The 14,733-nt window shown below is 30.0% G+C and carries 11 protein-coding genes; 8 read left to right on the top strand and 3 right to left on the bottom strand.

Going from position 1 to position 14,733, the window contains the following annotated elements; all coding sequences use genetic code 11:
• Positions 1-385 precede the first annotated feature (385 nt).
• Positions 386-2,161 (top strand): diguanylate cyclase, encoded by a 1,776-nt coding sequence (locus C1I91_RS11010; RefSeq protein ID WP_128212931.1) that lies wholly within the window; start codon positions 386-388, stop codon positions 2,159-2,161.
• Between the two features lie 350 nt (positions 2,162-2,511).
• Positions 2,512-3,891 carry a transposase gene (locus tag C1I91_RS11015; protein WP_128212932.1) on the top strand — a complete coding sequence of 460 codons (1,380 nt, stop codon included), beginning with the start codon at positions 2,512-2,514 and terminating at the stop codon, positions 3,889-3,891.
• Between the two features lie 439 nt (positions 3,892-4,330).
• Here the strand turns inward: C1I91_RS11015 and C1I91_RS11020 are convergent, their stop codons facing one another.
• Entirely contained in the window at positions 4,331-5,878 is a 1,548-nt protein-coding gene (locus C1I91_RS11020; protein WP_164880502.1) for a diguanylate cyclase, read from the bottom strand.
• 273 nt (positions 5,879-6,151) lie between these two features.
• The gene (locus C1I91_RS11025; RefSeq protein ID WP_128212934.1) at positions 6,152-6,811 is read right to left on the bottom strand and encodes a FusB/FusC family EF-G-binding protein; all 660 of its coding nucleotides are present in this window, start codon (positions 6,809-6,811) and stop codon (positions 6,152-6,154) included.
• A 481-nt stretch (positions 6,812-7,292) separates the two neighbouring features.
• Between C1I91_RS11025 and C1I91_RS11030 the strand changes: the two genes are divergently transcribed.
• The 3 genes from C1I91_RS11030 to C1I91_RS11040 all read left to right on the top strand — a co-directional run bounded on the left by C1I91_RS11030 (position 7,293) and on the right by C1I91_RS11040 (position 11,189).
• The gene (locus tag C1I91_RS11030) at positions 7,293-8,177 is read left to right on the top strand and encodes a GNAT family N-acetyltransferase (RefSeq protein WP_128212935.1); all 885 of its coding nucleotides are present in this window, start codon (positions 7,293-7,295) and stop codon (positions 8,175-8,177) included.
• 746 nt (positions 8,178-8,923) lie between these two features.
• Entirely contained in the window at positions 8,924-9,853 is a 930-nt protein-coding gene (locus C1I91_RS11035; protein WP_128212936.1) for an IS1/IS1595 family N-terminal zinc-binding domain-containing protein, read from the top strand.
• 889 nt (positions 9,854-10,742) lie between these two features.
• Positions 10,743-11,189 carry a hypothetical protein gene (locus C1I91_RS11040; protein ID WP_128212937.1) on the top strand — a complete coding sequence of 149 codons (447 nt, stop codon included), beginning with the start codon at positions 10,743-10,745 and terminating at the stop codon, positions 11,187-11,189.
• A 374-nt stretch (positions 11,190-11,563) separates the two neighbouring features.
• Here C1I91_RS11040 and C1I91_RS11045 read toward each other — a convergent pair whose 3' ends face one another.
• Complete coding sequence (locus tag C1I91_RS11045; RefSeq protein ID WP_128212938.1) at positions 11,564-12,217, bottom strand: class I SAM-dependent methyltransferase; 654 nt, start codon at positions 12,215-12,217, stop codon at positions 11,564-11,566.
• Between the two features lie 464 nt (positions 12,218-12,681).
• On the opposite strand from C1I91_RS11045, the gene C1I91_RS11050 reads away from it, so the two are divergent.
• From C1I91_RS11050 to C1I91_RS11060, 3 genes are all read left to right on the top strand, one after another.
• On the top strand, positions 12,682-13,008 hold the full coding sequence (locus tag C1I91_RS11050; protein WP_128212939.1) for a PadR family transcriptional regulator: 327 nt from the start codon (positions 12,682-12,684) through the stop codon (positions 13,006-13,008).
• Positions 13,009-13,021: 13 nt separating this feature from the next.
• On the top strand, positions 13,022-13,747 hold the full coding sequence (locus C1I91_RS11055) for a DUF2812 domain-containing protein (protein WP_128212940.1): 726 nt from the start codon (positions 13,022-13,024) through the stop codon (positions 13,745-13,747).
• 189 nt (positions 13,748-13,936) lie between these two features.
• Positions 13,937-14,410 carry a MarR family transcriptional regulator gene (locus tag C1I91_RS11060; RefSeq protein ID WP_128212941.1) on the top strand — a complete coding sequence of 158 codons (474 nt, stop codon included), beginning with the start codon at positions 13,937-13,939 and terminating at the stop codon, positions 14,408-14,410.
• Positions 14,411-14,733: the final 323 nt, after the last annotated feature.

Below are 14,733 nucleotides of genomic sequence, written 5' to 3' on the forward strand. Positions count from 1 at the left end.
TTCAGCTCCTACTCGATTTAGTTTTTTTACTACTGAAAATATACGAATTTACAATAGATTATGCCTTATATCAAATGGTTAGTTTACTATGTATAATAGATAATCAAATGAGATATTCCAAAAACAATGAGGTAGATTACAATTGTAAGTATAGTTCTGTTAAATAAAGTTAAAAAAATCTTTGGATTTATTGAGAAAAAACATTCTATATGTAATAGTGGAAATATTGTATAAATAACATAATATTTATGAAAGCTAATTAAATTATTGAAAAAGTGTTACTTTGTGTATACTAGGATGTAAGGTTAATTTAGGTTTTATTATTTATGATATAGTATTATTCTATTAATAATAGGCAAGAACATTTGGGGAAGGACTATTGGTAATGGTACAAAAAAATAATTTGCTTAGAAAAAGAAAAAGTTTAGTGCTTATAGTTTTGTTTTTAATTATATTCATTCTTTTTGGGTTTATTAGTAATGGGAAAAGGGAAATGCCAAAGGCTAGTGATGGAAGAATTGATTTAAGCAGTTGGAATTTTCAAAAAGATGGACTTGCCAAATTGGATGGACAGTGGGAAATATATAGTGGAGAATTGCTAGAACCAAAGGACTTTAAGCAGGGGAATTATAATAAAGCTTCAGTGGACTATTTCAAGGTGCCTAACAATTTTGTTACTACAGCTAAGAACAAAAGTCTGCCTAAATTTGGCTATGCTACCCTTAGGCTAAAGGTTAAGCTTAAGCCTAATGAAGACGCACTTTATGGTATAAAAAGTCAGTACATACTTTCAGCTTCAAAGATATGGATTAATGGACAGTTAGTTACTTCCACTGGAAAGGTAAGCAGGGATGTAGATGGTGCTTTGGGAAGCTTTGAACACCAGATTGCATTTTTCAGAAATGACGTAGTTGAAAATGAGATTGTTATTCAAATGTCCAATTATAATAATGTAACTGGGAAGGTTCAAAACATCTACATAGGTTATAATAAGCAATTGAAAAACGATTATATAAGAAGTGTTGTTTCAGATGCATTTATCATTGGATGTTTATTTATAATGGGTATATATCATTTTGCACTTTACTATAAGAGGCCAAGCAATAAAGCCACATTGTATTTTGGAGTGTTTTGTTTATTGATTGCTTTGAGAAATGCGATAGTAGGTGAGAGAATAATCTTTGATGTATTTCCTAATATATCATTTTCTTTATTTAATAAGCTTGCATACCTCACAGTATATTGTTCGCTACCTTTTATAATAATGTTTTTTAAAGAAATTTTGGGTAATCAGATTTCATCAAAACTGGTAAAGCTCATGAACATTATATCAATAGTTGTCAGCTTGGTAACAATATTTACAAGGATACAAATTTATGATGATTTTCTACTGTATTATGAAATATGGATACTGGCCCTTTTCGTATATATTTTATACATGATTATCAAAGCTGTTATGAATAAGAATCAGGGAGCCTTGATAATATTGTTTGGATTTACTGTATTTTTGATTAGTGTTATACACGATATAATCCTTCAAGCAGGCATAATATATACAAATTCGCTGATACCAGCTGGATTTTTCATATTTATATTTTCCCAATCCTATCTGCTTGCATCAAATTTCTCCGATGCATTTATGGAAGTGGAAAAATTAGTTGAAGAAAATAAGGCAGTGTATACTGATGAACTCACTGGACTTCTAAACAGAAGAGGTTTTTATGAAAGAGGAGAGAATTTTTTCAATGCTTGCCTTAAGAACGGAAGCAGCTTCACATTATTTTACGGTGATTTGAATAAATTGAAGATAATAAATGATACCTTTGGCCATAAAGAGGGAGATGAAGCCATAAAAAGGACTGCATCTCTATTAAGAAGATCCTTCGGAAGAGAAGACATAGTTGCAAGGGTAAGTGGTGATGAGTTCATAGCCATAGCAGTGAATAAATCCTCCCATGATGCTGCAAGAAATCTAATAGAAAATATAAATAATAACTTCCAAGTGTACAATGCTACAGCTAAAAAGCCTTATAAGCTATCTATTAGCTTAGGCTATTCAATATGTACACCTGATGAAAGTACCTATTTTGAAGCAGTTATCAATGAAGCTGATGACATGCTATATGAAGCTAAAGCTAGCAGCGGTAGTATATTAAGATAACTTATTAAGTTGAAGCATTTTAAGGGGATTTTAAAAGAAGTAGCCTTAAGTAACATGGCTTAAAGTAACAAGAAAATTGATTATATGAAAGTAATTATAAAAGTAATTATAAAAAAGTAATTATAAAAAAGTAATTGTAGGAAAAATAATTGTAAGAAAGTAATCATTAGAATATTAAATTATATAAGTAGTGATTATAAGAAAAAAATAAAGCTCTCTTATCCACTGTAATTGGAAACAGCATTAAGGAGTAAATATATTTCGAGTTAAAAAAATCCAAAAATGTAATAAAATATGGTATAATATAATAAGGGAAAGTGCCTAATTTACTACGTTTGCGGGGATGAAATATGGATAAAATGACAAGAAAACAAAAGAGAAAAAAAGAGAATGAAATAAATTATTTCGGAGAATTTTCGAAAATTAAAAACCACTTTTTTAAAGATCTAAATAAAAAATTAGCAATTGTAAAAGACAAAAGAAATCAGAATTATGTTACTTATACACCAGAAATAATACTATTTACGGTAATAATGAAAAATGTTTCAGGCATAGTAAGCATGAACAAAATGACAAAAGATTTTAATAATGACGCCGTAATAGAAAATATTGCGACGTCATTAGGATATGATTCTTTAGAAGAAATACCACATTATGATACAATTAATAACTTTCTAAAAGAGTTAGAAGTAAGTGAATTAGAAAAAATTAGAGACTACATGATAAGAGAACTTTTCAGAAAAAGATCATTAGAGAAATATAGATTGATGGATAAATACTGGTGTATTGCCATTGATGGTTCACAACTATATTCTTTTAACGAAAGGCATTGTGATCACTGTTTAAAAAAAGAATATAAAAATAAAGAAACTGGAGAAGTAGAAAAAACTGTATACTATCATACGGTTTTAGAAGCAAAGTTAGTCTTAGGAGATATGGTATTTAGTATATTAACTGAATTTGTTGAAAATGAGGACGAGAGCGTCAGCAAACAGGATTGTGAAATAAATGCAGCTAAAAGGCTAATGAAAAAATTAAAATACAAGTTTAGAAAGCTAAATATCTGTCTTCTAGGGGATAGTCTTTATGCTTGTGAACCGATTTATGAATTATGTGATGAGTATAATTGGGAATTTATCTTTAGATTTAAAGAAGGAAGAGCCAAAACTCTCTGGGAAGAAATTCAGGTTATAAAAAGCTTTGAAAACAACGAAATTACTTCTACATTGGCTTTTGAAAAACAAGAGTTTAGTTGGGATGCAACTTATATTAATGAAGTCTCATATAAACATAGATTTATTAATACCGTAGATTTTACTGAGACAATTTTTAAGAAATCTAAAGATAAAGACAGCCGTGAAAAAACGACCAAAAACTTTGTTTTTGTTACGAATATACAGATTACCAAAAGAAATGCGTTCAAAATTGTATCTGCTGGTAGAAGTAGGTGGAAAATTGAAAATGAAGGCTTTAATAACCAGAAGAATATAAGATATGACATAGAGCATGCTTGTTGTTTAAATTATCAAGCTATGAAAAACCACTATTTATTAATACAGATATCAGACATATTAAGACAACTGTTAGAAAAAGGTAGCGTAGCAATAAGAGAATTAAAAGTTGGTATAAAAGAAATATCTTCAAGAATATTAGAATCTTTTCGACGAGAACCTCTAATATCTGAAGATATATCACGATTAAATCAACATATAAAAATACGAGACCTATAACAATATAATTTTAACAAAGGTGATGATAAAAAGAAAGACTATGGAACAAAAAAATAGAAAAAATTTTATTGGTTGCAAAGCAACCTAAGATATTATTTTTAAAATTATCGGAATAAAGATATTTTCTTAATTTTCTGAAAAAGAAAAAATCAATTTAAGAAGATTTTCTAAACATAAATTAATTTAATCGTTGATACTGAATTGGAAATGAGAGCTTTTAATACTTGATATTTTCTTGTGTTGCTATTAGTATTTTATTGTTTTCTACTTTATTATTTTCTATGTTCAACACTATACCTTAGAAGAGTACTATTATAATATTATATAATTAGTTTATAAGCCTGACCAATTCAAGCCCGTTTGTCCTTTGTAAATGAATAGCTTATTTCATTGTTAGCTTGTTGAATTGGTAAGCTGTTGGTTTGACAGTTTAACATTTCTAGATAGCAACCTTAGTAGTTACTTTATTTCTACCGTTTTTCTTTGATTGGTACAGGGCATCATCAGCAAGCTTCATTATTTCATCAAAATTACTTAGTTTAGGATCAAATCTTGAAATTCCAATGCTTAAGGTAAAGGATATTGATTTGTCCTGGTAAACTACTGGTCTTTTAGAAATCATATTGCGGAACACTTCTGACAGATTTTCACCATCTTCTAACTCTGTATCTGGAAGAATAACTATGAATTCTTCTCCACCTAGACGGGCTAATATATCTGTTTTTCTAAAATAGTCTTTCATTTGGGTTCCTAAATGCTTTAATACAGCATCTCCTGCACCATGTCCATAGGTATCATTTATTATTTTAAAATGATCTATATCTATCATAAGCAGTGAAAAAGTGGTATTGTAAAGCTTTGCTCTTTCCATTGTAAGCTTGGCTAATTCCTCAAATCGGCTTCTGTTGTACAAATCCGTTAAAGAATCGGTGGTAGCTAATATACTAAGGGCTTCTTGAGCATTTTTTCTTTCAGTTATATTAACCAAATTTATAAGTCTTCCAACTGTACATCCGAAATCATCAGTTATTTTTAGAATTTTTATCTCAAAATATACCTCGCTGCTTCCGCAGATAGATTTTATGTCCTGATTACAATCGCTTTTCAAAGCTTCAATAAAGTCTGGATGTCTATATAGTACATATTCTATAGTTTTCCCATTTACTTGACCTTTCAATTCGCTGAAAATACTCTCTGCTGTAGTGTTGTGATCCATGATTCTGTTAGTGTTGTCTAGTAAAATCATAGCTTCAGTGCTTTTTTCGAACAAAACCTCTCTAGCCAAGGTCTTTAGCCTAAGAAAATCATACTTAAAAAGTGCTACAAGAATTAAGGATAGGGAAAAAGGCAATAATAGTGCTATATAGTTAAGGCCTAATTGCATAGGATTAACTAGTATCAATACCAAACCTATAAATGGTAGTAATGAAGCTAAAATCATAACTTTATAAGTGGATTTTTCAAAAGCAGTAACTTTTTTATAATTTTTCATATATACGTATATTGATACCAGGAGATAAAGCACCATACAAGAATTAAAAACTAAATACCAAGGTCCCTTTTCTAAATATAAAAAGTTCAAGCCCCACAGTTCTTTTAAGGTCATTGATTTGTAAAAATAGTGATGTATTGAATTGGTAAACCTTATGAAGAAAGTTAAAATGGGAATAATAAATATTAACCATGCAACACTTATTTTAAAGGTTCTAATCGTTTTGGTATGGATTAGAGATAATAAAAGCCAGCAACCTGGGTAAAATGGCAGTGCAGTATATTCAATAAGGTTGTAAAATATCATCTGAGGCAATAAGTTACTATTAAGCTCAAGTAAATAACCAAACAGACATATACTTACTAGCAGACACAAGGCTGAAAAAGTTCTTATTAAACAGTTGGTTCCCTTTGAAAATGCATATGTAGCAAAAAGTCCTGCAAGCAGTGCTGCGAAAAAGAAGTATATACTTAGTAATATAAGTTGAAACGGCATATGCATACCCTCTTTCTAATACTATAGACTTATCTAAATTTTATCATTTTAGTACTAGCTAAAGCAATGGAAATAATGTAGAATTATATGGCTTTGGTTAATAAATAAATGAAGTGAATTAAAAAAATACCGAAAAAATAAACAAATTTTACGGTATTTCGACAAAATAATGTATTTTTTTAAAATCATAATATAATATTTGATAGATTAGCATTTTTATTAATGGTAGTTTGCCTTGTTATTTGCAGGTGGGGCCCATGGTTAATATCTTTATCACTTTATATTATTAACATCCTTTAAAATTTTCTCAAGATTGTCTACTGATTCTATTCTTTCATTGCATTTTTCACTATCTGCACAAATGCTAAAACCTATTGACTTGTATCCGCCTTCACCGGCATTTGAGACTTTACAAATAGGTGAAACAAAGATCACTTCATTGTCCACATGAATACAGTTGCACAATGAACATATATTAGCTTTGCTGGAACCGCCGTTGGTTATTCTACAAGCCATACCTATGAGTTTTTCGTCCATATTGTAGGCTACAAATAGTTTGTTGCTAGCTTTGTCCACCCAGCCTAAATACACCTTCTTTGAAGCTTCTTGATTTAATTCTGGTAACTTAAGCTTCTTTTCTTTCTTAAATAACTTGCTTACCTGCGCACTTGTGATTGTAGCCATTCCATAGACATAGTTATCTAAATCAGCTAAATAGCTATCTATTTGAGAGGCTTCCTTTAGTTTGCTTATATTTAGAATTTCTCTTTCTTCCTCAGATAAATTAGTAAATAGATTTAATATTTTATCCTGTGTATAAGCCTTTGAAGCTTCAACAACATTGATATCTACACAAGACTTGTAATTATTGGCCAAGTCGTTTAAGCATCTTTTTATATAATTAAATTGATTTTTCTTTATAAAAGTTTTCATGTAAGTTTTTACCTCATTTCTAAATTTTTAATTTTCTAATAGCTCATATGTATATAGGTATCCTTTAGGAAAACTAATTTATACATGTTTTATGATCTAGGCTTTTGGAAACCAGATCATCACTGGTTCTGGTGATTAGATGATCACGGGCTCTGGTAATCATCAGGCAGGCATAACTTAATAGTTGAATTTGATCCAATAGCTGTAGCCTCATCAATCTACAAATAAAAAAGGCAGTTATCATTGGATTTCCACATGGCAATGATAACATGATTGAAAATGTTACTTCAATCTAATAAATGGTTCTGTATAGATTGTGAGCATATTAGACTTAGGGGGATAATCCTATGAGTGGCTTTATGGATACTGAATATTAGAGGTACAATTAGTTATGCAATGTAAAATATCTTAAGTAATGTATTAGCCTTGGGTATAATTAAACATATGATAAATACTATACAATAAGGGGGCTAGATACTTTATGAAAGAGTTTAAAGTAGAATATTATACAGATAAAGATTATGATTTTATAGACAAGTTGCTTAAGCTTTCAAATGAAAATCATCATATGGGAATAGGGTACCCTAGATGTGAGGATATGAAAGAATTGATATCAGAGGTTGAGCTTTATGACAACAAATTAAGTGAAAGCATATGTGTAATATTAGATGAAGATGAACCTATAGGCATAGGGGGCTTTTTATATACTGAAGGGGAAAATGAAGCCTATTTTGTAGGTCCCATATTAGTTGATGAATATCTTAATAAGGAAAATGTCATGAAAGCTATAAAATTAATATTGGAAAGCAAGAAATATACTTTTGAAAAATTAACAGGGGTATGCACTGATAAGAACCAAGCCTTAAATGGAAGCTATACAGCTATGGGCTGGCAATATAAAACTACGCAAAGGGAAATGCAATATGATATAGATAATACAATAAGAGAAGTTAAGTGGCAAGTATTAGAATTGGACAAGGACGAAGTCTCAAAAAATAATGAGATTTTTTATATTTTAGATAAGACTTTTGATTGGGATGGAGCTAGAGATAATTTTAATGAACTGCTTAGAGATGAATATAAGGTAGGCTGTGTACTGGACAATGAGAATAATATTCTTGGCTTAGTTGTTTGGGCTTACTTAGATAATGTAGACTTTTCAAGACTAGAGTACCTTGTTGTTAATGAAAATCATAGGAAAAAGGGCATAGGAGAAGCTATGATAAATCATGTTATCAATGACTCAAGTAAACATAATATGAAAAGCATATATTTAAGTACTGGAATAAGCAATGAGGCTTTTAAGATTTATACTAAGACAGGTTTTTATGATACAGTGGTGTCAAATATATATGTAAGAAAGTAGTACTTTAACTTTAACTTTAGCTTCAGTTAAATATGTGGTAAAGATATAACACCCATTGAATGATTGGAAAGATGATGTAGTATTAGGCCTTAGAAATGTGAATTTACGTAGTGATTTGAAACATAGTTTATTTTATTAATAGAGAATGAAAAAGGTAATATGGCAGCTATTAAGATAAAATTCTGACAAATTAATTATTATTAATAAAGAATTGTTTGTATAATTGTTTGGAGTGAAATCAAGAGATTGGTTTGATGCTTTATTTTTGCGCAAAAAGATTACTGGAGAAGGATGCTTCAGCAATTTTTTGCGCATTTTTTATGTGGAGGAAGATACTATAGTTTGGGTGTTATGGATAACATTTTTAAGAGAGCAGGGGTGTGGGATACAGTTTTAACTCTATATGCGAATGTATTTAAAAAATGTGGGCGAAGTAATATTAGGATAAATTTAGTATAAGTAAGACTTGAGCCAGCAATTAAAATTATGAATAATTATTTATACAAAAATTTCCTATAACAAAAATTAAATCACAACTAACTTTGAAGAAGATATAGGGAGATTTATTTTTCAAAATGCCTATATGAATGTACTAAAAAAATGTTGTTAGCATTTATTTATTGAAGAAATGGATTAAAAACTTAGCCAGTTGTCAAGAATTTCAATAGTGTATATAGAAATGTTTAATATGAAAATTTTATATGCATTCTAATAATTCTTATTAACTTGTATTGGAGAGTGTTTCCATGGTGAAGTCAAAAAGCAAATCCAGTGATGATAAATTCAATACTGAATACACTTCAAAAGAAGAGTATTACAAAAATAGAAAAGTTGAATGTTGTCCACAATGTGGTAGCAAGACTTTTAATAAACATGGGTTTTACAATCATATTCAAAGATATAAGTGCAGTGAATGCGATAAAACTTTCTCAAATTCTACTAGTTCATTATGGAGTTATTCAAAGAAAGATATTAAGGCATGGACTAGATTTCTTAAATTTACATTAGAAAAGAAATCTCTGAGACTTTCTGCTAAAGAATTGAAAATAAGCTTAACTACTGCTTTTTATTGGCGTCATAAGATCCTTAATAGCTTGACTTTACAAGTAAAAAAGGAAGTCCTAGGGGGAGTCGTCCATGCAGGAAGAGTGCATTGTAAAGAAAGCTTTAAAGGTTGCAGAGACATAAAGAGTAAAGAAATAAAGGAAAGTAAATGGAATATGTGGGATTTGAGAAACCCAAGGAAAAGCATTTGGGTTTTTAGCGCTATTTCAGATAACGGCTGCATGTTTGCAACTTCAGTTAAACCTCATATAAAGATGAAGTTCTTTAAAGAAAAGATATTCTCAAGAGTTGACAAAAAATCCTATATTGTGCCGTATAATCAGGATGGGTACTCAGCTACAATTGCTAAAGAGTACAACGGGAAGAGATTTATGGAAGTTGAAAAAGATCCTAGGATGATATATTTAAGGAGAAATATTAGAGAGTTTATAGCGGTTTTCAGAGGAGTTGCCACAAAATACTTACAAAGATATCTTGAACTTTATGTGTTGGTAAATACCAACGGTGGGCAAAGTTACTTGAAATTAATGAATGAAAATTTTCTAAAAGAGAATAACTTTATAAGAACTTATATTATAAGGGATTCACAAGGATATCTCAGTGAGGCTTAAATATTGGATTAGGTATTCTAGAATAGAAATAGATATAAGTTTTATTACTAAGCGGTATAGATATACAATAATAGCAACATTATTTTAGTACATTAATATAGATAATAAAATGTGGTAGCTAGATACTTGAAAAAATAGAGTGAAGGATTAAAAGAACAGTGTCCATAGTAATAGCAGAAGGTAGAAAATAGAAAAACTCTAAAATAGAAATGCATCAAAATTACGAAGCAAATATATTAGCCATTAACATTGAGCAGCCTCATATCTGGGTTTTATAGCCTTGCATATATACCCACATTGAATAAGGCTATAGCAAAGACAGGCTATCATATATGCCTCTCAATGTAAATGGTGGAGTTAGTTTAATATATCATTGTAGAATAATTGAGCATTTTATAAATAAGATATTCATGCTGAAATAATCATGATCCTTTAAACTATAATCCATATTTAATAGGTTAGAAAAAATATTTAGTGAAAATAAGAGCAAGAATAAAAGTATTAGCAACATTTTTTAAATACATAAGCATAGGCTTCAAAAACAAAGCTATAAGTAGACCATTAACTTGTACAAGCAACTGAAAATTAACAGAGCTATAGAAAATAAACATAACTTTACTTTGACAGTTAAAGGTAGCATAATTACTTAAAAATCAATAGTTAAGGAATGTGTAATTTATATTTTTCACCCCCTTTTTATTCCAATTATGATTTGTACATATTATACTATAATTAGGCTTGCTTACAAGTTGAGATTTTGGGAAAACTTAAAAAGCTACTTTCAAGGAAAGCTTTATTTCATGATTATTGAGCCATTAATTAAAGGATGAAGATACAGTATTTCAATTTAAAATATATAGATAAAAATAATTAATAAGGGGGTGAATTGATGAATTTTTATAAAGCGTTAAAAGCTCATGTAATTATATGTGTAGTAGCATATTTGTCCTATGCTATCACTTGTAGATTTGCTGATAAAAAAATATCAATGCTGAATATTGCCTTAATATTTATAATGTATTTGTTAAGTGGGTCCTTTATGGATAGCAAGGGGGCAGTATTGGATAATCTTAAATCTGTGGCTATAATCTTCGGCATAGGGACAGTGATTTGGATAATAAGTGTTGCTGCAATAGGTTTTGGTTCTATATCGTCAAATTCTAATTGGATAATATATGGCGTTTATACTGCCTATTTCTTACCTTTAATTAATATTTTTAATATAAAAAGTCCTTTTGTATACTTCATTGCAGCATTACTTCCCACATTGCTGATGTGGCTTGGTATAGAATTAAAAGGTGTTATAAGTGGAAAAGATAAGGCTAAGCAATCGTAAATTTCATATTAAGATTTATCCCAATAGAGATCGAAAAGATTATAGAGATATCTATTGGGATATTAATAATTAAATTAGCATATCTATTCAGAGAAACAGATTTTCATTTCTATATATTAAGAAAACTAACTATTCTAATAGTCTTTAGAATTAAACTTTAGCTAATTCTCTATGATTTACTATCTGTGGGGGCTGCTCTAGCCACTTATTCTCAATCAAATAGTTTTAATTATCATATAAAATTAAAGAATTTTCAGTTGGAAAAGTAGTTAATATGTAGTGAATATGCATAATTTGATGATTGCTTTTCTAAAAAATCTAAAAAGAGAAGTCTGAAGTGACTTCTCTTAAAATTTGCAATTAAATAAAAAATGTTATTTTTCTGCTTTAATTAATGCAGCCTTGGTCCATCTTTTTTCTAATGAAATACTTTTAAAACCAGCGTCAGAAAGTAGGGTGGTTTCTGTATCAAGAGCAAGAGGAACATCAATATGAATGGTTCCAAAGGGAACTTGCTGCTTTTCATAGATCTCTTCAGCATGGTTTAGCAAGCTTATTTCAGTAGCTTTGTCATTGCAAGCTGTGTCACCATTGATGAAAGCTCCACCTACTTTTAATGCACTGTATATCTTTTTATATAGCTCTGACTTTTGTTCTAACTTAAAATGATGCAAAGAGTAAGTTGAAAGCACAAGATCAAAACTATTTTCCACAAAAGGAATATCAAAGTATGAACCACAAATTGTATTTAGTGTCACAGCTGGATCCAAAGTTTTTTCCTTCAGTTGCTCTAACATTCCATCTGAAATATCAATGGCTGTAACTGTAGAAGAATGTTTAATTCTCTCTACTTCTAGGCCAGTACCACAGCCAAGAACTAAAATGTTTTTAGGCTCACCACAGTTAATAATCTGCTTTTCTATTTCGTCATAGAACTCACTCATACCAAGATCTTCATAAAAATGCCTGTCATAATTTGAAGCACATTTATTAAAATGCACATCCATATTTTCAACCTCAAACCCCATTGTTTTCCCCCCTTAATTATAAAAAGTAATTTGATGGTTAACTAAAAAATCCATGTCCATGAATTACCGCATTTGACTGTGATAGCAGCATCATGGGTTGTTACTTTAGGAAATTATTACTAAATTATACATCTTGTAGCGGATGGTGTGCAAGCGTTTTGTGAAATTATAGCAAAGCTGCCCCTAAGTTGAAAAATTAAGTCTAGATAAATTTTTATCTGAATATCATTTTTGCTGGGATGATGGTATGAAGAAATAAAATATCTATAAAGAAGTGGAAATTTATGAGGAAAGCTCTTAAATTATATTTCGGTTATATAGCAATGTATTAAAAAAATGTTGCTACAAAAAATGTATATTATGGGGTTTACATATATATCATTTAATGATATATTATATTAAATGATATATCATTAAATGATATATCATTAAATGATATAATTGAGAAGGAGAAGAGGTAGTTTATGCCGAGAAAAGATTCTATAGATATTGGTGAATTAACTGATTCTGCTTTCTACATCTTAGTTAGTGTAATTGAGGAAAAGCATGGATATCTAATTATGAAGGCCATTGAAAAGTTTACTGATAATGAAGTAAGCATTGGGCCGGCTTCGCTTTATACAACCTTGAAAAAGCTTCTATCAGCAGAACTAGTAGAGTTAAGCTTAGCGGTGGAAGAAAATAAAAAGGTGTATAAGATAACGGAAAAGGGACGAGAGATGCTCAAAAATGAGATAAGAAGAAAAAAACAGATGATAAAGTTTGCTGAGAAATTTCTATCTTGTGAGTAAGGAGTTGGAGTTTATGAAAAACAAATATGTATTGAGCGGTGGTCTTGCCTTTAGTGAAGAAGAGGATATGGAAAAGTTTAAGAAATACGCTAGTGAAGGGTGGTTAATCGATGGCTTTGCTTTAGGAATTTTCTACAAATTTAAGAAAGCTGAACCACAGGAGCTTTCATATTGCCTGGATTATCAAGCAGATGCAGATGAAGAATACTTTTCATTATTTGAGGAAGCAGGTTGGAAGAAGGCTTGCTCAGCTGGGAACATGCATATATTTTCAGCTAAGCCTGGAACTAAACCTATCTATACAGACTACAACACAGAAACAGATAAGTATGAGAGTATGAGGATACGAACCAAGAGAGGATCCATCTATTCCTCCATAGCAGGAATACTTTTAATTATTTTAATGATTTTTAGTGTGATAATTTCAAAATATTTATTTTGGCCACTATTTGTTCTTGTGATAATTGATTTGTTTATATTTGTATTTAATTTTATGCCTTATGTTGCCTACAAATATAGGGTTAATCAAATAGAAAGTACTGGGAAGATGAAGTCAGCCACTATGAACAAAAGCTTGGGAATTATTAACACTGGGTTTGCTTTACTTTTTTTAGCATTTACAATAATAAATCTATTTTCTAAGAGAACATTTGGAACAGTATTTTATTTTGCTTTCAGCGCACTTTACTTTAATTTTGGGCTAGGGTATTTTAAAAAATATAAAAAATCTTTGAGATAGAAAGTGTTTAGTGAATTTAGTAAATTAATCACTGTTAAGGGACAATTAGCCTTTATTTGATGAAGGATTAGAATAGTTGAGTTTGTTAGGTGGTAAGTTATGTTGTAAAATAGCTACTCTATATTGTTGAAAGAGAAACAATAATTTAATATAATAGTATTAATGTACCAATTAGCGGGAGGATAAAGCATGAACAAAGGGGAGCAAGTAATAAAAGAATTCAGGGACTTATTTAACAAGATGAGTTCACTTAATAAAATCAAGATGGAAGATATTCTTAAGGATTATAAGTCTTCTGAAGTACATTGCATCGAATATATTGGAGGCAATGTTGATCCTAATGTGACAAAGCTTGCTGAGGCCTTCTATATGACTAATGGTGCTATAAGTAAATTAACCAAAAAGCTCATGAGTAAAGGGCTAATTGAAAGCTACCAAAAGCCAGATAATAAGAAAGAAATTTATTTTAGGCTTACTGAGGAAGGGCAAAAAGTTTACGAAATCCATGAAGGACTGCATAAAGAGTTTCAAGAGCGTGATAAAGTTATATTTGAGAATGTAACTGATGAGCAGTTTGATGGTATGCTTAAATTTATAGAAAGTTATAGTAAACATTTGGACGAGGAAATAAAGAAAAACCATATAAATAATAAGTCAGAGTAAGAATAAGTTATGAGAATAAATTCAATGGTAGCCAACTCAATTGGGAGGAGGTTGCCTTTTTTATTGTAAATTAATCTATAGGTATTATTTACGAAAACTTAATTTATGTATGTTCGATAATCATGGCTTATGGGGGGAAGATGATCCCGGGGGCTGGTGATCATCAGGAATATATAAATTAACAGTTGAAGTTGTATACTTATAGCACGTAAGCAAAGTCTACTAAAAATATAAGTAAAAGTAGCTTGGTTGTATTGTAAGAGAATAAAGTTTTTCATATCTAAGACAACTAATAAATAAGGCTCACTGAAGAATATTACTTC

It is taken from the genome of Clostridium manihotivorum (genome assembly GCF_004015185.1).
Lineage (GTDB): Bacteria > Bacillota > Clostridia > Clostridiales > Clostridiaceae > Clostridium_AR > Clostridium_AR manihotivorum.